Source organism: Clostridium sp. CAG:221 (genome assembly GCA_000435835.1).
Taxonomy (GTDB): Bacteria; Bacillota; Clostridia; order Clostridiales; family Clostridiaceae; genus Clostridium.
Genome location: FR883421.1, coordinates 1 through 19,974 on the forward strand (window position 1 = coordinate 1; position 19,974 = coordinate 19,974).

General features: G+C 29.5%; 17 protein-coding genes. 12 read left to right on the forward strand and 5 right to left on the reverse strand.

Translation table 11 applies throughout. The features are described 5' to 3' along the window. The first annotated feature begins 73 nt into the window (after nucleotides 1–73). The 4 genes from ribD to ribE are packed head-to-tail and all read left to right on the forward strand — an operon-like array spanning nucleotide 74 to nucleotide 3,527. Entirely contained in the window at nucleotides 74–1,168 is a 1,095-nt protein-coding gene (gene ribD / locus Q5O44_RS11965; protein WP_022168662.1) for a bifunctional diaminohydroxyphosphoribosylaminopyrimidine deaminase/5-amino-6-(5-phosphoribosylamino)uracil reductase RibD, read from the forward strand. Between the two features lie 3 nt (nucleotides 1,169–1,171). After that, nucleotides 1,172–1,822, forward strand: a complete 651-nt coding sequence (locus Q5O44_RS11970; RefSeq protein WP_022168663.1) for a riboflavin synthase — start codon at nucleotides 1,172–1,174, stop codon at nucleotides 1,820–1,822. Nucleotides 1,823–1,835: 13 nt separating this feature from the next. After that, complete coding sequence (locus Q5O44_RS11975; protein WP_302637978.1) at nucleotides 1,836–3,035, forward strand: bifunctional 3,4-dihydroxy-2-butanone-4-phosphate synthase/GTP cyclohydrolase II; 1,200 nt, start codon at nucleotides 1,836–1,838, stop codon at nucleotides 3,033–3,035. A gap of 21 nt (nucleotides 3,036–3,056) precedes the next feature. Further along, a complete protein-coding gene (gene ribE, locus Q5O44_RS11980; protein ID WP_022168665.1) occupies nucleotides 3,057–3,527 on the forward strand; it encodes a 6,7-dimethyl-8-ribityllumazine synthase in 471 nt (156 codons plus the stop codon). A 42-nt stretch (nucleotides 3,528–3,569) separates the two neighbouring features. On the opposite strand, the gene Q5O44_RS11985 is transcribed toward ribE, so the two are convergent. Beyond that, nucleotides 3,570–5,630, reverse strand: coding sequence for an LTA synthase family protein (locus Q5O44_RS11985; protein WP_022168666.1), 2,061 nt, complete (start codon nucleotides 5,628–5,630; stop codon nucleotides 3,570–3,572). A 199-nt stretch (nucleotides 5,631–5,829) separates the two neighbouring features. Continuing rightward, nucleotides 5,830–8,541, reverse strand: a complete 2,712-nt coding sequence (locus Q5O44_RS11990) for a YfhO family protein (protein WP_022168667.1) — start codon at nucleotides 8,539–8,541, stop codon at nucleotides 5,830–5,832. 170 nt (nucleotides 8,542–8,711) lie between these two features. On the opposite strand from Q5O44_RS11990, the gene Q5O44_RS11995 reads away from it, so the two are divergent. Together Q5O44_RS11995 and Q5O44_RS12000 are read left to right on the forward strand one after the other, a co-directional pair. Continuing rightward, complete coding sequence (locus tag Q5O44_RS11995; RefSeq protein WP_022168668.1) at nucleotides 8,712–9,428, forward strand: metalloregulator ArsR/SmtB family transcription factor; 717 nt, start codon at nucleotides 8,712–8,714, stop codon at nucleotides 9,426–9,428. A gap of 131 nt (nucleotides 9,429–9,559) precedes the next feature. Continuing rightward, nucleotides 9,560–11,485 carry an FUSC family protein gene (locus Q5O44_RS12000; protein WP_022168669.1) on the forward strand — a complete coding sequence of 642 codons (1,926 nt, stop codon included), beginning with the start codon at nucleotides 9,560–9,562 and terminating at the stop codon, nucleotides 11,483–11,485. 308 nt (nucleotides 11,486–11,793) lie between these two features. Here the strand turns inward: Q5O44_RS12000 and Q5O44_RS12005 are convergent, their stop codons facing one another. Together Q5O44_RS12005 and Q5O44_RS12010 are read right to left on the reverse strand one after the other, a co-directional pair. Then, the gene (locus tag Q5O44_RS12005; protein WP_022168670.1) at nucleotides 11,794–12,129 is read right to left on the reverse strand and encodes a hypothetical protein; all 336 of its coding nucleotides are present in this window, start codon (nucleotides 12,127–12,129) and stop codon (nucleotides 11,794–11,796) included. Between the two features lie 12 nt (nucleotides 12,130–12,141). Beyond that, entirely contained in the window at nucleotides 12,142–12,543 is a 402-nt protein-coding gene (locus Q5O44_RS12010) for a YtxH domain-containing protein (protein WP_022168671.1), read from the reverse strand. A 271-nt stretch (nucleotides 12,544–12,814) separates the two neighbouring features. Here Q5O44_RS12010 and Q5O44_RS12015 point away from each other — a divergent pair, with 271 nt between their 5' ends. The 6 genes from Q5O44_RS12015 to Q5O44_RS12040 all read left to right on the forward strand — a co-directional run bounded on the left by Q5O44_RS12015 (nucleotide 12,815) and on the right by Q5O44_RS12040 (nucleotide 17,765). Next, the gene (locus Q5O44_RS12015; RefSeq protein ID WP_022168672.1) at nucleotides 12,815–13,111 is read left to right on the forward strand and encodes a nitrous oxide-stimulated promoter family protein; all 297 of its coding nucleotides are present in this window, start codon (nucleotides 12,815–12,817) and stop codon (nucleotides 13,109–13,111) included. A gap of 13 nt (nucleotides 13,112–13,124) precedes the next feature. Further along, nucleotides 13,125–13,544 (forward strand): YbaN family protein, encoded by a 420-nt coding sequence (locus tag Q5O44_RS12020; RefSeq protein WP_022168673.1) that lies wholly within the window; start codon nucleotides 13,125–13,127, stop codon nucleotides 13,542–13,544. A 24-nt stretch (nucleotides 13,545–13,568) separates the two neighbouring features. Then, nucleotides 13,569–13,889 (forward strand): hypothetical protein, encoded by a 321-nt coding sequence (locus Q5O44_RS12025; RefSeq protein ID WP_022168674.1) that lies wholly within the window; start codon nucleotides 13,569–13,571, stop codon nucleotides 13,887–13,889. A 127-nt stretch (nucleotides 13,890–14,016) separates the two neighbouring features. Next, nucleotides 14,017–16,635 carry a cation-translocating P-type ATPase gene (locus tag Q5O44_RS12030; protein ID WP_022168675.1) on the forward strand — a complete coding sequence of 873 codons (2,619 nt, stop codon included), beginning with the start codon at nucleotides 14,017–14,019 and terminating at the stop codon, nucleotides 16,633–16,635. 54 nt (nucleotides 16,636–16,689) lie between these two features. Then, nucleotides 16,690–17,526: a mechanosensitive ion channel family protein gene (locus Q5O44_RS12035; RefSeq protein WP_022168676.1), complete on the forward strand. Its 837-nt coding sequence runs from the start codon at nucleotides 16,690–16,692 to the stop codon at nucleotides 17,524–17,526. 80 nt (nucleotides 17,527–17,606) lie between these two features. Further along, a complete protein-coding gene (locus Q5O44_RS12040) occupies nucleotides 17,607–17,765 on the forward strand; it encodes a hypothetical protein (protein ID WP_022168677.1) in 159 nt (52 codons plus the stop codon). Nucleotides 17,766–17,870: 105 nt separating this feature from the next. Here Q5O44_RS12040 and Q5O44_RS12045 read toward each other — a convergent pair whose 3' ends face one another. Then, nucleotides 17,871–19,556, reverse strand: a complete 1,686-nt coding sequence (locus Q5O44_RS12045; protein ID WP_022168678.1) for a PTS transporter subunit EIIC — start codon at nucleotides 19,554–19,556, stop codon at nucleotides 17,871–17,873. Between the last annotated feature and the right edge of the window lie 418 nt (nucleotides 19,557–19,974).

The following is a 19,974-nucleotide window of genomic DNA, read 5'->3' on the forward strand; positions in this document are numbered from 1 at the left end:
TTTCATCATTAATTCATAATTCGTAATTCATCATTCATCATTAAAATTGCACAGCAATTTTTAGGGGGTTTTTATGGATGAATTTTATATGGAAAGAGCAATAGAGCTAGCAAAAAGGGGGCAGGGAATGGTTAGTCCCAATCCTATGGTAGGGGCAATTATTGTTAAAGAGGGCAAGATAATAGGTGAAGGATATCATATGTGTTATGGAGAGGCTCATGCAGAAGTTAATGCTTTTAATAATGCTAAAGAAGATACAAAGGGAGCTTGTCTTTATGTAACTTTAGAACCATGTTCACATTATGGCAAGACTCCTCCATGCGTAGATATGGTTATTAAAAAAGGAATAAGTAGAGTAGTTATAGGTTCATTGGATCCTAATCCATTAGTGGCAGGAAGAGGAATAAGAAAGCTTAAAGAAAATGGTATTGAAGTAAAGATAGGAGTTTTAGAAGATAAATGTAAAGAAATGAACAAGGTATTTATGAAATACATAACTAGCCAACGGCCTTATGTAGTATTAAAAAGTGCCATGACCATAGATGGAAAGATATCTACAGCTATTGGAAAGTCTAAGTGGATTACAGGTAAAGAAGCAAGATTAGAAGGCCATAAGCTTAGAAATGAGTTAAAAGGGATAATGGTGGGGGTAAATACTATTATAGCTGATAATCCAGAGCTCACCTGCAGGATAGATAAGGGGAGAAATCCCATAAGGATAGTGGTTGATAGTAAGCTAAGGATTCCATTAGATGCAAAGGTAGTAAATGATCAGTTTAAAAATAAAACCATAATAGCCACCACAGAAATGGCTCATAAGGGAAAGCTTAAGCTTCTTAAGGATAGAGGAATAGATGTGATTATATTAGAAGCCAAGAATAATAAAGTAGATTTAGATAGATTAATGGTATCTTTAGCTGAAAGAAAGATAGATAGCATACTGTTAGAAGGTGGTGCAGAATTAAATTATAGTGCTTTAGCAGAAGGGATTGTTGATGAAGTAAATATATTTATTGCCCCTAAAATTATAGGTGGGAGAGAGGCAAAGTCTGCCATAGCAGGTGATGGTGTTAAAGAATTAAGCCAAGCCTTTAAGTTGGAAAAAATGTCAGTGGAGTTTATTGGAGAAGATATATGGATTAAGGGAAAAGTGAAGAGAGGTGAATAGTGTTTGTTTACAGGCATAATTGAGGAAATAGGAGTAATTAAAAAAATAACTAAGGGAGTTAACTCTGAAAAACTTTTGATACAGTGCAATAAGGTGCTAGAAGAAACTAAATTAGGAGATAGCATATGTACCAATGGTGTATGTTTAACAGTTACAGATATTAATGATCATAGCTTTCAAGCTGATGTAATGACAGAAACATTATTACGTAGCAATTTAGGAAACCTTACTTTAGGAAGTGAAGTTAATTTAGAGAGAGCACTAACTTTAAGTTCAAGGCTAGGAGGGCATATAGTAAGTGGTCATATTGATGGAGTAGGAAAGATAGTTAGTCTTAAAAGGATAGATAATTCCATAGAAGTAACCATTGAGGCAAAACTTTCAATTTTAAAATATATCATTGAAAAAGGTTCAATTACAATTGATGGAATAAGCCTTACAGTAACTTATGTAGATAATAAAGCTTTTAAGGTATGTATAATTCCTCATACTGGAGAGAATACAATATTACTTAAAAAGAAGGTAGGGGAGAGCGTAAATTTAGAATGCGACATTTTAGGAAAATATGTTGAAAGGTTATTAAGCTTTAAGGAAGAGGAGAAGAAAAAAAGTAATATAAGTGAAGACTTTTTAAGGGAAAATGGATTTATTTAAAGGGGGAATAAATATGTTTAAATTTAATGATATAGAAGATGCAGTGGCAGATATTAGAGCGGGAAAGATAATAATTGTCATAGATGATGAGGACAGAGAAAATGAGGGCGATTTAGTGATGGCAGCAGAAAAAGTCACTGGAGAAGCGATAAATTTTATGGCCACTTATGGAAAAGGACTTATATGCACACCTATGGAAGAAGAAATATTAAAGGAATTACAGATAAATTCAATGGTAGAAAACAATACAGATAACCATGAGACAGCTTTTACTGTTTCAGTTGATTATAAAGATACTACTACAGGAATATCAGCTTATGAAAGAGCATTAACTATCTCTAAGCTTCTAGAGAATGGTGTTAAGCCAGAAGATTTTAGAAGACCAGGTCATGTATTTCCATTAGCAGCAAAGAAAAATGGTGTGCTAGAAAGAACTGGACACACAGAAGCAGCTGTGGATTTAGCTAAGTTAGCTGGGTTAAAGGGTGCAGGAGTAATATGTGAAGTCATGAAAGAAGATGGGCACATGGCTAGAACAGAAGATTTAATTAAAATGGCAAAAGAGCATAATTTAAAGATAATAACAGTAAAAAGTTTACTAGAGTATAGAAAAGCCAATGAAAAGATAATAGAAAGAGTAGCAGAAGCAAAAATGCCTACCAGGTATGGAGATTTTATGATGTATGGCTTTGTTAATAAGCTTAATGGTGAGCATCATGTGGCGTTAGTAAAGGGACAGATAAATACAGATGAAGCTGTATTAACAAGAGTTCATTCAGAGTGCCTTACAGGAGATGCCTTAGGTTCAAGAAGATGTGATTGTGGTGAGCAATATGATGCAGCCATGAAGAGAATTTCAGAAGAAGGCCAAGGAGTACTTGTTTATTTAAGACAAGAGGGTAGAGGCATAGGTCTTATAAATAAGATAAAAGCTTATGCTTTGCAGGATCAGGGATATGATACGGTAGAAGCAAATATAAAGTTAGGTTTTCCAGCAGATATGAGGGATTATACTGTAGGAGTTCAAATATTGGAGGATTTAGGTGTTAACAAAATTAGGCTTATGACTAATAATCCAAGTAAGATTGAAGGATTAGAAGAGTATGGCTTAGAAGTAGTGGAAAGAGTGCCAATTCAAATGGCCAGCAATCCAAATGATGAGTTTTATTTAAAGACTAAACAAGAAAAAATGAATCATATGGTAAGTTATTAAAATATTAAGGGGGATTAAGAAATGAAAGTATTAGAAGGAAATTTAGTAGCAGAAGGATTAAAAATAGGAATAGTGGCAGCTAGGTTTAATGAATTCATAGTTTCTAAGTTAATAGGAGGAGCAGAAGATGCTTTAAAGAGACATGGTGTTAGGGAAGATGATATAGAACTTGCTTGGGTACCAGGAGCTTTTGAAATTCCATTAATAGCTCAAAAAATGGCTCATAGTAAAAAATATGATGCAGTAATATGTTTAGGGGCGGTGATAAAGGGGGCAACTTCACATTATGATTATGTATGTGCAGAAGTGTCAAAAGGAATTGCTACAGTATCATTAAATAGTAATATTCCAGTGATGTTTGGTGTTTTAACTACAGATTCAATTGAACAAGCTATAGAAAGAGCAGGCACTAAGGCTGGCAATAAGGGCTTTGATGTAGCTGTAAGTGCCATAGAAATGTGTAATGTTATAAAGACTTTAGAAAACAATTAAATATAAATAAAAACTCTCGGTTAAATAGCCGAGAGTTTTATATTATTGTGTTACAGATTCTTCAATAGGAGCTAGTTCACTATTTTCATCTAATATCTCACCATAAACGTATGGTTCAGATTTACTTAAAGTAAAGTTTGTAACTGTAACTTGATCTACCCTTATAGAGTCTGAATCACTTAGCTCTGTATCTTCAAGCATTAGAAGATTTGGAGATATAAAGGTAGTTGATTTTTCATGACCATTTATAGCAATTCTACTGAAGGTAGTGAAGTTTTCGCCTTCTACAAATACCTGACCATCTTGTTCATAGACATTAGATATTGTTATTGGTACAACACCCATTTGTAGTTTAGTTCTTTCAAATGGATTAATTCCACCATATATATATTGATTACCATAAAGCATATCATATTGAAGAAGCTTTAAGTTAGTTTGATAATCTTCATCTTCTGAATGATTTTGATGGAAGTTTATTAAAGTTCCAGCAGTTAGGTGAAGCCTATCAAGAGTGTATGAAGTTAATTGGTAAGCATATAAGTTTTTATCTTCCTTAGGTAAGTTAAAGTTAGACCACATTACATAAGGAGTTTCAAAGTTATTATCATAAGTAAGGTTCTCATTTTCAATACCTAAGCTTGGTAAGTGATCACCATACATAACTAATACTACATCTTCTTCATAATTAGATAATGCTTCAATTAATTCACCAATGAAGTTATCCATTTCATGAATTTCATTAGTATAGTATTCATATGAGTAACGAATACCTTCATCTTCAATTCCACCAACAGTTATTGCTGGATTTTCAAGGACTTCATATTCAGGATAATCACCATGGCCTTGAACAGAAATAGTGTAAATAAAATCATGTTGATCCACAGTAGAATCAAGTGCTTTAATTATTTCCTCAGTAAGGACGCCATCTTTTGCCCATCCTAAAGGTGTATATTCAAGGTCGTTCATATATTCAATAGATGTAAAAGTATCAAAACCTAATCTTGAAAATACTCTATGTCTTGTATAGAAAGTACCTTTATTATTGTGGATTGCATGAGAGCTATATCCTAAATCCTTTAAAGAATAAGCAGCACTTTCAACTGGCTTTTCTTTTAAGATCGATTTATAAGGATATTCTCCAGGTCCAAAGTAATCTAAGCTCATTCCTGAAATAATTTCAAATTCAGTATTAGCAGTACCAGCTCCAATGGATGGAACTTCTAATAATCCAGAAGAATAATTTTCTGATAAGCTTCTGAAGTTAGCAATTGGATCTTTTGAGAAAGTTAATCCTTTAACTTGAGTAATATCAAAGAATGATTCTAATTGTAAGAAGATAATATTTGGAGTTCCGTATTGTTCATTTGCAAGGGAGCTTGTACTAGCTAATACAGATATGTTATCTTCATCAGCACCAACATGTGTATCTTCTGCAAAGATATTATTGATTGCTTGTTCTGAGTAGTTAACAGGCTTATCTATTCCTGTATTTAATAATGTATTACCAAAGCAATAAGGGAATCCATAATCTAAATAAGCAAAAGCTATATTTCCAAAGTAATCAGTAATAATATTAGCCTTTAAAGCAACCTTTGTTACTCCAAAGAAAGAAAAGAACAGTAATAAAAATGCTGGAATATTTCTGCTATACTTAATTTTACCTTGATATTTTGGTGCAAATATAAAGAATAAAACAAGACCAATTAATGCAAGTATTAATCCACCACCAATTAAAAGTAATTGGAAATTATTAAAATAAGTATGCAATAATGAAAAAGCATTTTTTATCATTGTAAAATCAACAGCTGTAAAAGGGGTAACCCTACTACTTAATATAATACCGTTGGTTATTCCAAAGCCAAGCCATATAGTACAAATTACTGCATAAACGAAAACACGTCTTTTAAATAAGAATATAAGTGCTAATGATATACATATAATGAAAGAGTTATATAAGAACACAAGTGGACTTCCAGTCATGTATTTAAAGCCTTCGACAAATGATCTCCTACTAAAAACTTCTATTGCTAAGTTTAAAAACATTGATGTTAATATACAAATGACAATAGTGTTTTTAAAAGGGTTTTTATTAAAAACTTTCATTTTTACCTCCTATAATTTGCATACAAAGTATTCTAATTTGTTAAATAAAGTTAATACTCCAAGAGTAATTTTAGCACTTTTTTAACATAAGTAAATACTTTAAAGTAAAATGTAATAAATTTGTAATTAGTATACGTTTTCTAAAGTGTTAAGTTTGAATATTTATTTAATAAAAGAAAGGTGATTTTACTCACCTTTCTTAAGAAAATAGTCTAACGATAAATATACATATAGGAATTACATAGAAAATAAAAAGTATTAATGCTAAAAGCATATAATATAAGTAATAAGAAATTGACAGCAACATAGTATTAATTTTATATCCATTTTTAACCCAGTATAAGAAAATAAAAAGGATTATTGTAAGTGTTAATAAGCTTGTTATTGTACCAAACTTAAATCCTTTAGGATAATAAGCCAGCTCAATGTAGTTATAGCCTTCAATTAAGGGAATTCCAATAAATCCATCAAAAATACTTTCTATAGGCTGACGGTTACCATTAATTGTACAAATCCACCCTTCATCATATGGAATAGTTAGAAATAGCATTTGATTATTATCATTGGTACTTGCCTGATAAATTAAATTGTTATCATAAGTAATGAGATCAGAATAGCTAGCTGTTTTAGTAGAAACAAATTGTTCAAATTTATCAATATTCATACTGCCCACAGATAATTCTGTGATATCAAAATCTCTTAAGACTTCAAGTTTTATGGTCACATCTTCAGCAGAGTAACTTCCTAAATCTAAGAGACCATTATTAAATGTTGAAGGAAATGTACCATCAGTATTTTCATAAAATCTATTAGATAATTTACAGTTAAGTAGTTGATCATTAATATAAACCTTAAAGCAATTGAATATTTCAATATTTTTACTATTATCTAAGCTCTTTAAGCAATTTAAGTATAATTGATTGTTAAAGCAATTTACTGTTAGCTCTAAATAAGCAGGAGAAGACTTATCTACTATTTCATAGGAATAAGAGTCTTTTTTGTTTGTAACCCTTAAATTAGTAAGCTTGAAGGAGTTATATTCATTAAAAAGATTTTCTTCATCATTACTTAAAATCTTATAAAGATTGTTTTGTGCTTCAAAAACAGATTTTGAGTTCATTATTACGTCAGTATTAATATCTTTTGATATCATTAATCCATTATTAATGAAATAATTATTTTTATAGATATAAAATGAATCCATAGAATCTAAGTAACTATAGTATTTTGAAGATAACTCTCTATCAGTTATGGCATATTTTATATTAAATAAGCTATCGCTAAATATAGTTCCTCCAACATCAGAAGTCCTCATCCACACAGAACTATAACCTAGTCTTTTCATAATATTCATATGATTCTTATCAGTTAGTGATGAAAAATGAGATAAATTATTCTTATTAGAGATATAGGAACTATTAAAATTAAATAAATTAAAAGTATCTTTTATTCTAAAGTAGCTTTCATCATTAAAATCATATGAGTATAGGGAATTTAATACATCATATTCTTGGCTAATATAAGGGCTATAACTATCTATACCTATATATATTAAGCCGTTAAATAGTACTTGGATAAAGAAACAAATACTTAAGGTAATATATAATAATTTTCCTTTGGCAATAAGGAATAATAGCATATAACAAATAAAGCAAACCATAAACAAGGCAAATAGTATTAAGAAAACTTTCTTATTAGAATGTAATGTAAGTGTTCTTATGGTATCTTGAATTTCAAGATAGTAATTCTTATAAACATAATAAATTGCACTTACAAATATAAAGGTTATAGGAACAATAGAAATACATTTAAGATAATTTTTGTTTTTGTTATCATATTTATTAATATAGTATGCTGCCATTATTATTAAGATAAAAGTTGGTATAAAGGCAAAGCTTAATGAAAAGCTTGAATAGCATCCCATGTACCATAATTTATTAATACCATCAATTATTACTTGTATGGTAGTAAAAGCAACGGTACTTAAAGTTAAGATAATGAACTTTCTATTTTCTTTATATTTAATCAGTAACATTATGATAAAAGGTAATATGGCACCAATTAAAAAGAAATAAGAAATTTTATCTAAAATATATGAAAATGGTGATCCACTTAAAATAGTTGTAATGGATTCAGGAACTCTATTAGATTTTAAAATCTGTATGGTTGATGGCAATGTTAATGGTAGTACTATAAGTTGTGAAAAAAACGTACTACATAATATTTTAAATATCCTATCCTTTATGAATTCCTTAGGATAATAAAGCTTTAAATAAATAAAGGATGCAAAAATTATAAATAAAAATAACATAAAGCCCACATAAAAGTTACAGGCAGCTGATATGGTAAATAGCGTTATATAATAAGCTGGATTACCATCATCGTATAATCTTCTCAAGGCTAAAAGTAGTAAAGGGAAGATTATAAGGAAATCAAGATAACCAATCAGTTGATACATTATAAATGTATAGCTGCATAAGCCATAGCATATTGAAAAGAAGTACATCCACCATTTTGATAGATTCTTAAATGTTTTTTGGAAGAAAAACATAGAAGAAACTGTTATTAAGCATACTTTAAGTACAAGTAATATATTCATAAAGTTGGCAATAAAGTTTCTTGGTATTAAAATAGTTAACAATGAAAAAGGACTTATTAAATAATAAGCAGAGATACCTAGAAAGTTTTGCCCCATACCGCTGGAGAAATCATAAAATATGCTGTGATCAGTACGCAATATATCAGATAATTTATAAAATAAAGGTATCTGCTGCTCATACATATCTGCCCAGGCAATACTGCCATTACCAAAGGGAAATAGCCCTTTTAAATAATAAATTATGCCAAATATAATGAGTACGAAAAAAGACGGTATTAAATATATAATTATGTTTTTAAATTTCGTATTCAAAAGTATCCTCCTTTTTCTTTAAAGATAAAAAGTTTATATAAAAAAGAATATCATTAAATTATTATTATTGGAAATAATTTTTAAAATATACAAAAGAAGTTGCACTAAAATTTATAAGTAGTATAATTTAATTAAGTAATTACTTAATTAAATTATATAAGGAGCATTTAATGAAGGATATAGTTAAAATTTTCAAAGCATTATCAGATGAAAGCAGAATAAAGATATTGAATATAATTTCTAATAATAATGTATGTTCAAAGAGAATTGCTAGAGAAGTTGAAATTAGTGAAGCAGCAGTATCACAGCATATAAAGATATTAAAGGAAGCTCATTTGATAAGCGGATATAAACGAGGCTATCATATGATTTTTCAGATTAATCCACATGCTTTAGAAATATTAAAAAACTATCTTCATTCATTAAGTACACAAAAGGAAATAGTTTCATTTAAATGTACGAAGGAGTGTAAGAATAAAGGGTGTTATTGTAAAAAAGGATTTAAGGAGGATTCAAAAATGAAAATATGTTTTCCAGTAAGTAATAATTTAGGATTAGAAAGTGTGCCTTATGGACATTTTGGTACTGCACCTATGTTTGTGGTATGTGATTTAGTTAGTAATGAAGTTAGAGTAATAAATAATGGTGATTTAAATCATGTTCATGGAAATTGTAGTCCTATTAAAGCCATAAAAGGTGAAGATATTGATATTGTAGTAGTAAATGGCATAGGACAAGGAGCAATAAATGGTTTAAACAATAATGGTATTAAGGTGTTTAAAGCTGTAGAAGGAACTATCGGTGAAAACTTAAAAGCATATAGTGAAGGTAGACTTGTAGAGTTTTCAAGGAAAAATGCATGTAACCATGAAGGATGTAGTCATTAATAGATAGATGATAAAAGATATGGTATTATATTATACTATATCTCTTATTTTTTTATATGGTATAAATAAACTTTTACAAAATCTTAATATAATGTATAATATAAATATAAATAATAAAAGGGGAAGTGTTAATGAAGTATGAAAAAGTAATTAATAAAGAAAATATCAAAAAGCAAACTATAACGTTTGTTTTCATAATAGCTTTTATAATGGGCTTCAAAAGTATTTTTGGTGATAAAAATACATTAATAGGAGTAACCACTATCACAGCTATGTTGATGTTTACAAATGTGGATCTAACTATGTCACCTCTAAAGAATTTGATGCAGCTTATAGCTTTAAATATAATAACAGGTGTTGGAGCTTATATTGCATTATTAAATCCTTGGATAGGTATTCCTATAAATTTTGCCATAATTTTTATAATTAATTATAGACTATATTTTAATTTAAAAGAGCCTTTATATGTTCCGTTTACGTTACAATATGCTTTTATTTTAGCAACACCTGTAACATTGAAGGAAATGCCAATTAGATTAGCTTCGTTACTTGTGGCACCTATAGCTATAATGATTTTTCAAATGCTTTTCAATAGACAAAAAATCTTTAAAAAAGGTAATAGGATCATTGAAAACATATGTAGCAAGATAATAGAAAAAATAGATATTATACTAGATGAAGATATAGCTCCAAAAGACAATTCTAATATTGATAAAGATATCAGAAAATATATAGATGAATTTAGAGCTATTGTTTATGATAATAGGAAAGAAAATTTTTATATAACAGAGGAAGCAAGAATTAAGGTAAATATTTTATCTGCCCTTGAAAAGATATCTATAAATTTAAATAAAATTAATAATGTTGAAGAGCTTAAAGGGATAATAATAGGTCTAAGACAATGTATGAAAAGGCTTAATGTAGTACTAGGTGAAGATAATAATATAAAAGAATTAGAAGATTATATAGATAGTGTTATTGATAATCATAAAGATATACAAGCTAGTAGAATACATGCTATACAAATTTTAAATTCTTTAGAAATACTAAAGGTTGCTCTTACAGAATTGAGAGTGTTAGGTAAAGAAAATTATAATAATATTAAATTTACAGAAACTGATTATCCTACTCAATTGCAATCAATAAATAAGAAGAGATTTATTATGAATTCAGTAAAACTTTCTTTTGCAATAAGATCAGCTATTGGAATTTCTTTAGCAGCTTTTGTTAGTGATTACTTTAATTTATCAGAAGGAAGATGGATTATATTTACTATGGTTTCATTGGTAGTTCCTATATATGAGGCTTCCATAAAGAAGGCTAAGGATAGATTTATAGCTACCATAATAGGAGCAGTTATAATAGTAATAGTATTTAGTATTTTTAAAAGCGTTGCCATAAGAAGTATAATTCTTATTGTTGCTGGATATGTAAACTCATACTTAAGTGAATATAAGCATAAGACAATATGTACTACAGTATCTGCCATAGGAGCTGCAGCTTTATTAGGAAATACTACTGTTTTAACTTTAAGAAGAATAATATTTGTTGCAATTGGTGTTGTATTAGCAATAATTATAAATAGATTTATCTTACCAAGAAAAATTGAAGACTATACCAGAGAGTTAGAAGGTATGTATTTAGAGGCAGTAAAAGCAATGCTTAAGAAGGTATATTTATCACCAACAGAAAACAATATGCATGGTATGAATAATTTATTTATTATTACATCATTAATTGAAAGTAGATTGGAGAATAATAAAGAGTTTCTTAATAAGAGAGCAATAAAGTCTATCAGTCAAAACAGGCTTTTAATATTAAATATTCATGAATTATATATTTTATTTAGTAATGATAAATTTAAAAATATAGATTCAAAATATATAGTGGAAGATATGAAGATGATTACTTCATTTACAGATCAAAATATCAAGGAGCTATTAGACAAAATAGAAGACCATATTAAGAAATCAGACAACATCTACAATAAGATGATGCTTGAAAATATAAGAGAAGTTTATAAAGAAATATACAAAATAAACAAATACGTTTCATAATTATGAATTAATTATGAAATCATTACAGAGTTTATTTATTGTCAGTATTAAAACTATGTAACATAAAGAAAGCCTCCTTCATATATTATAGGGAAAAGATAATATATGAAGGGGGATTTTTAATGAAGAGATAATAGCCTCTATTTTGTATAAATTATTAGATGGACAAGATATAGTATCTGAAATGTCTAAGATAGCAATTATTGCACCAGAGGCAGTAATAAGTGGATTATATTTATTTGAAATAGCAGCTTTATAAATAAGAAAAAAGTAGAGGAATCCAAAACAATAATTTTGGATTCCTTTTACTATTTTATGAATATTGATGCAATTATATTGATAATGTCTTTTATAGTTTCATAGTTTGAAAGAAAGTTATCCTTAGCAACAATAGCCTCAGCAGTTGCTTCTGTAGCTACATCTGTAATTCCCTTTACATTATCAGTTATATCAATTGCATTTTTAGAAATAGTAGGAAGATTACTACAAGCCTTAGTTATATTATTTTTATTGCTATCAATTAATGAGTTTATATTATTAACAAGCTTTAAAACTTTTAATATAAGTATAATAAATAATATAAGTGCAGCTATTCCTAATGAACCTAAGATGACATTTAATAATAGCGATAAGCTTATGTACATATTAATCTCCTATTAAACTTCTTCAGTTAACTCTTCTTCTGTTATTTCTTCATCAACTTCTGTATCAGCTAAAGCTAATTCTTCAACTACATCACAAGCTTCTTGCTTTTGACCTTTTTTAGAAGCTAAGTATTCAGAAATTTTTTCTTTAGCAGTAGAAACATCTTTTTTACCTTCACTAACTTTTTTGCTTATAGCAGCTTTAGTTGCTTTAGTTTTTTCAACTAACTTATCTTTAGTTTCAGAAGATTTATTAGCAATATTTTCTCTAGTTTCTTTTCCAGACTTAGGTGCAAATAACACTCCTGCAGTAGCACCAGCAGTAACTCCTAGAGCAGCAGTTAAAGTAGCTGTTTTTACCATTTTAGCTTTTTGTTTTTTCTTCTTTTTATTTATTAAATCATAGATACTCATAATTTCCCTCCAATAGTTTATTTTTATTAATTATACTGGGCGGTATAAAGAATAACAAGTTAAAAAAAGCAATTTTTTCATAAAAAAGTAATAAAAGGTGGTGGCGTATAAAAATAAATTTTCTTTATAGTAAAATAATTAAAATTTTACTGATGATTAATTCTAAAAATACAATAAAAAAAAACTAAAAATATTTAAAATGTATAGAAAATTACTATGATATCTTAAAGTATATAAATGAAAATAATTATCATTTAAAAGGGAGAAAATTATGACAAGAATAGAAAGAGAAAAACAAACCATAAAGCTTATGGTAGAAATATATTGTAAAAAGAAACATGGCACTAAAGGTGAACTTTGTGTGGAATGTCAGGAGTTCTTAGAATATGCTCATAAGAGATTAAGTTTTTGTAAATTTGGAGAAGAAAAATCAACCTGTTCAAGATGTCCAATTCACTGTTACAAGAAGGATATGAAAGAAAAAGCAAAAGAGGTAATGAAATTTTCAGGACCAAGAATGTTATTATACAAACCTTCAGAAGTAGTAAGACATGCATTAAATAAATAAGGAGATTTGAGATATGAGTAAGGTTAAAAAAGGTATTTATATATGCATTGGTTTGGTAGCGTTTGCTTTAGGTGCAATAGGTGTAATTTTACCAATTCTACCAACAACGCCATTTCTATTATTAGCATCATTTTGTTTTGCTAAGGGATCAGAAAGATTTAATACTTGGTTTATAAACACTAAAGTATATAAAAAGCACTTAGAATCATTTGTTAAGGAAAGAGCAATGACATTAAAGCAAAAGGTGATTTTATTAGCATTTGCAGATACCATGATAGCAATTCCACTAATAACTGTAGATGTATTGCCTATGAGAATAACCTTAATAGCATTAATATTATTTAAGCTATACTATTTTATATTTAAAATCAAAACTATTACACCAGAAGAAAAGGCTGCTAGAGATGCTGCAAGAGCAACAGCTACTAGTTAAATATAGCTAAGGATGAAATAAAAAATGGAAAGAATATCATCATTATTATTTTGCTTATCATTATTAGTTTATTATATACCAAAATTATTTAAGGTTAAGAAAAAAGTTTATGTTAAAGCTCATATGTTTTTAGGTGCAATATCAGTTCTTGCAATGATAGCAGCAGTAGTCTTAAAATTTGGACAGGCTGATTTTATTAAGTACATTGGATTTGCCAGCATAATGATAGCAATAGGTATAACAGGAACTATTATGAAGAAAAATTATAAACTGTACAGAGTACTTCATATAGTATTTACTATTTCATTTTTTGTATATCTTCCTTTAGCAATTAAATTCATGTAATAAATTAATTTAAAAAAGAAATAGATATTATAAAAAGACTGCAAGTTATGAAATTTGCAGTCTTTTTATAATATCTGAAAAAATACAAATACTAAAGTCATGAAAAAATGAGGAAGGAGATTTTTTTATGGCTTATAGGAAAGAAATAGAACAAGTTTTTAAAGAGCTGGACACTAGCAAAAATGGGCTTAGCAGCAGTGATGCAGCTTCAAGGCTAAAGGCTGATGGATATAATGAACTTACAGAAGGTAAAAAGACACCTTTATGGAAGATGTTTTTAGAAAATTTAGCAGATCCATTAGTAATAATTCTTATAGCGGCAGCAGTAGTACAAATTTTTTTAGGTGAATTAGTAGAATCAATAATAATATTGATTGTTGTTATTTTAAATGCAATTTTAGGAGTAACTCAATCTAGGAAAGCAGAAAGTTCATTAGATAGTTTAAAGAAATTATCAGCTCCTAATGCCAAGGTAATAAGGGATGGTAAAAAAGTTACCATTCAAGTAAGAGAACTTGTGGCAGGAGATATAGTTCTTTTAGAAGCTGGAGATTATATTCCTGCAGATGGTAGGCTTATTGAAGCTGAGAGTCTTAAGGTTGTTGAGGGGATGCTTACAGGTGAATCAGAACCAGTACTTAAACATACAGATAAAATTGAGGATGAAGTGGTTATAGGAGATAGAAGGAATTCGGTTTTTAGTGGAGCAACTGTAGTTTATGGTAGAGGCACCATGATAGTAACAGCCACAGGTATGAATACGGAAGTTGGTAAAGTGGCAACGCTTCTTGAAAGTGCAGGTACAAAGCAAACTCCTTTACAGGTTAAACTAGATAATTTTGGAAAGAAATTAGGAATTATAATAATGATAATTGCCGCTGTTATCTTTAGTGTTGAAGTTTTTAGAGGATATAGAGTAGGTGGAAATTTAAAAGATTTAATCTTTAGTTCATTTATGTTTGCAATTGCAGTGGCAGTGGCAGCCATACCAGAAGCATTATCTTCAATAGTAACTATAGTGCTTTCAGTTGGAACAAAGGAAATGGCAGAAAAACAAGCTATCATTAGAAAGCTTCCAGCAGTTGAGACTTTAGGTTCTACCAGTATCATATGTACTGATAAAACAGGAACACTTACTGAAAATAAAATGACAGTGGTAGATTTCTTTATGTATGGTATAAAGAAAAAGAATATAGATACAGATACAACTTTAGAAAGTCAAGATGGAGCAATGAATTTAAGCTCAACTTTATGTAATGATTCAGAAATTGCTGAAGGTGGAGTTGAAATAGGAGATCCAACAGAAGTTGCGTTTTTAAGATATGCAGAAAAGCGAGGTCTTGATTATAAGGAAATAAGAGAAAAATATGATAGGTTAAATGAAATTCCTTTTGATTCAGATAGAAAGCTTATGTCTACTGTAAATTCCATTGGTGGCAATGCAATCATGTTTGTTAAAGGAGCACCAGATATAGTACTACAAAGGTCAACTAAGGCATTAAATGATGGTGATGAAGTTCCAATGACAGAAGAAATATTAAATAAGTATAAGCAAATTAATGAAGAATTTTCTGACAGAGCATTGAGGGTATTAGCTTTTTCTATTAAAGATGTTCCAGATGAAAATTTTGTGCCTGCCATAGAAGATGAAGTAGATCTTACTTTTGTAGGACTTATGGCAATGATTAATCCACCAAGAAAAGAAGTCTTTGGAGCTGTGAAAGAAGCTATTAGTGCTGGTATAAAGACAATTATGATAACAGGTGATCATAAGACTACAGCAGCAGCCATTGCTAAAGAACTTGGCATAATGTCTAAAGGTGATAAGGCATTAACAGGTCAAGAATTAGATGCTTTAAGCGAAAAGGAATTAAGTGAACAGTTAGAACATATTACTGTGTATGCAAGAGTTTCACCAGAAAATAAGATAAGGATAGTGAAGGCATGGCAGGAAAAAGGTAAGGTTACAGCCATGACTGGTGATGGAGTTAATGATGCGCCAGCACTTAAACAGGCCAATATAGGTATTGGTATGGGAAGTGGAACTGATGTTGCCAAGGATGCAGCAGCGATGGTATTAACTGATGATAACTTTGCAACCATTGTCAATGCTATAGAAATAGGAAGAACAGTATATAGTAATATAAAAAAATCTATTACCTATCTTTTAGCAGGAAACCTTGCAGCCATTATAGCAATAGTATTTGCTGTAGTGATGAATTGGGAAAATCCATTTACTACTTTACAGCTTTTATTCATTAATCTTATTAATGACTCTTTACCAGCTATTGCATTAGCTTTTGAAGCTGCAGAGCCTGATACTATGAATAAACCACCAAGAGATATTAATGAAGGAATATTGCAGGGAGGAACTAGTGCAGTTATTTTGATAAGAGGAATAATAATAAGCATTGCTGTTATTTTCTCACAATACTTAGGTAATAAAGTTTCACCTGCATTAGGTGCAGCTATGGCATTTTCAACTATTACCTTAAGTAGAATATTTCAAACATTACCAGCAAGATCAGATAATGTTTCAATCTTTAAGATTGGTGTAGTAAAGAATAAACATGTTTTAGGAGCAATATTCATATGTCTTGTATTATATTTCATAGTACTGCTTCCAGGATTAAGAGAAATCTTTTCAATACCTAATTATTTTGGACTAAGGGAATTTGCTATATGTATATTACTTGCTTTAATATCGACAGTATTGATGGAGTTGGTAAAAATATTTAAAAAATAATATTTAAGATGATATAATATAAAATGTCTTATAGAATAAGGATGGAGGGCAAAAATGAAAGATATTGTATCGTTAGAAAGGATGTTAGAAAAACTATATGAATGGGTAATCACTAGAGGGGTAAATGTGTTTTTTGGAATTATATTTCTATCCATAGGATGGAAGGTTATTAATAAAACATTAAAAAGAATTAGAAGGATACTGGAAAGTAAAAATGCAGATCAAACAATTACTAGATTCCTTGATAATGTAATGAATGTTACCTTAAAAACAGTGCTTATTATAATAATACTTCAATACATTGGAGTGAACTTAACTGGGCTTACTACTATAGTAGCATCAGCAGGAGTAGCTCTGAGTCTTGCTTTAAAAGGAAGTTTAGCAAACTTGGCTGGAGGAGTTATCATTCTTGTAGCTAGACCTTTTAATGTAGGAGATTTTATAGAGACAACAGAGCATTCAGGTGTTGTTGAAAAAATAAGCATATTTTATACATATTTAGTTACCTTTGATAATAAGCAAATATTAATTCCTAATGGAACATTAACAGATGGAAGTATAGTAAACTATTCTTCAAAAGAAACAAGAAGAGTAGACCTTACTTTTAGTGTGGCTTATGAAGAAGATGTAATTAGAGTAAAAAATGTACTTATAAATATATTGAAAAAGAATGAATTAGTACTAGAAGAACCAGAATTTTTTGTTGGAATATCAATGCATGGTGATAGTGCTATAAATTTTATTGTTAAAGCGTGGTGTAAAACAGAAGATTATTGGACTGTATATTATGATCTTCTTGAAACAGTAAAAATTAAGTTTGATGAAGAGGGAATATCAATACCATATCCTCAAATGGATCTTCATGTAAAGAAAAATATAATTATAGATTAATATGTATGAGCCTTAAGTAACTTTCCTAAGTAACTGAGAATAAATTAATAATATAGGAAAGGATATAAGGTGATTTAATTATGGATAAGGGAATTAATATTAGAAGTGTACTATTGCTGAAAAAAGCAGTTGAAATATTAGACTACTTAGGTACTAAATATGATATTGAGAAATTAAGAAAGAGACCGGATATATGCAAAGAAATAATCAATAAATTTAAAGATGAATATATATTATAAATTGTATAAAAAAAGGCTGTCATTTAATATGACAGCCTTATATTTTAAAGTGAGTTGTTATTTACATGAGTTGTTGACAATTTTATTTTAATAAAATATATCCAATTACTCTCCAAGAATTGAATTTATTTCGTTCTTGTAGCCGTCTGCTTTTGCTCCGAAAATAGCTTGAATTCCGTTTCCTACTTCCACAACACCAGCAGCACCTAATGCTTTAAGTTCATCTTTTTGAACTTTAGCCTTATCCTTAACTTCTACTCTTAATCTAGTGATACAAGCATCAACACTTACTATGTTTTCAGCTCCACCTAAAGCAGCTAATACAGCAGGTGCTTTTTCAGCTATTTCACCTTTTCCAGAAGTAGCAGCAGGTTGTTCTTTATCATTTCCATTTTTAGCTTGGAAATCAGCTTTTGTGAATAACTTAGTTTCACCTTCGTTTTCATCTCTACCTGGTGTCTTTAAGTTGAACTTAGTAATTAAGAAGTAGAATAAGAAGTAGTAAACTACTGCATAAACTAAACCTACTAAGATAACGTATAACCAGTTAGTTTTAACACCAGCACCAGCAGGTAATAAACCAAATAAAGCAAAGTCAATTACACCACCAGAGAATGTCATACCAATGAATACTTTAAGCATTGCCATAATCATATAAGAGAAACCAGCAAGTACACAGTGAACTGCATATAAAGCAGGTGCTACGAATAAAAATGTAAATTCTAATGGTTCAGTTATACCAGTTAAGAATGAAGTAACGGCAGCTGAAACTAATAATGAACCTACAACTTTCTTTTTGCTTGGAGCAGCAGCTTTATACATAGCAAATGCAGCAGCAGGTAAACCAAACATCATGAATGGGAATTTACCAGTCATGAAAGCAGTTGTACTGTTTACTATAGTACCCATAGTTGATGCAGAAGCTCCAACTAATGCTCCCATATTAGATAATTGTACGAAGTATGCAGTGTTAGCACCAGCAACTGTAGTGAATGTTCCAACAGAACCATTTAGAAGAACTTGACCTTCAACAAATGAACTATACCAGAATGGTGTATAGAATACGTGGTGTAATCCAAATGGAATTAAAGCTCTTTCAATTAATCCGTATAAGAATACCCCAATTGATCCTGAAGTTCTAACTAAGTTTGCAACTATTGAAATACCATCTTGAACAACTGGCCAAGCAAAAGCAAGTACTCCACCAACTAAAGCCATAACTAATGAAGTTATTATTGGTACAAATCTTGATCCTGAGAAGAATCCAAGTACCGGTGGCATTTGAATTGTATGGAATTTATTGTGTAATGCAGCAGTAACTAAACCAGTGATAATTCCACCGAAAACTGACATATTTAATGTGAATATACCTAAGTTTGTTGTAACATAAGTTCCGTATTTACCAACGTTATCAGGTGTTAATACGCCTAATTGAGTAGCTCCTAAAGCTAAAAGTGAAGAAATTGTTTGGTTCATTACTAAGAAACCAAATACAGCAGCTAAAGCAGCAGTACCTTTATCTTTCTTAGCAAGACCTACAGCAACACCAACAGCAAATAATACTGGTAGGTTACCAAAAACAATATCTCCTATGTTTTTCATAACTGTTAATACAGCATGAACAGCAGGAATAGATATAAAAGCAAGTAATGGTTGATAAATAGCAGGCGCATTTTCTAACCCTGCGATTCCTAAGAATGCACCACCAACACCAAGTAATATACCTGCAATTGGAAGAGCAGCTATTGGAAGCATTACAGCTTTACCAATTCTTTGTAAAAATTGTAGCATAATATTAATCCTCCTAAAACTATTTTTAATTCTTAAGTTAATTATTGTATTTACATAGCGTAAAAATTTTTGAAGCTGGCCAGCTTATTTAAGTTAAACAAAAAAGGCTTAAATATCTACAAATTATATAATTCCACCAAGGTGAAGGAATTATTACAATTCACACATATTTAAGCCTTGCCTGCATAACCAGTAACACGCTAAAGTATTTAATTTATGTTTAAATGTTATCATAAAAATGTTTACATGTAAAGATTCATTTTTAAAAATTTTTAAAATTTAAACATTTATAAAAATTTTTAGAATTTTTGTTGTATAGTTGTATATAATATATGAAAAATGGTGAAAATAATAGTTTAACTTATCCACAAAATGTGGATAAGTTAAAAACAGATATAAGTGTAAAGAAAAAAAGTTG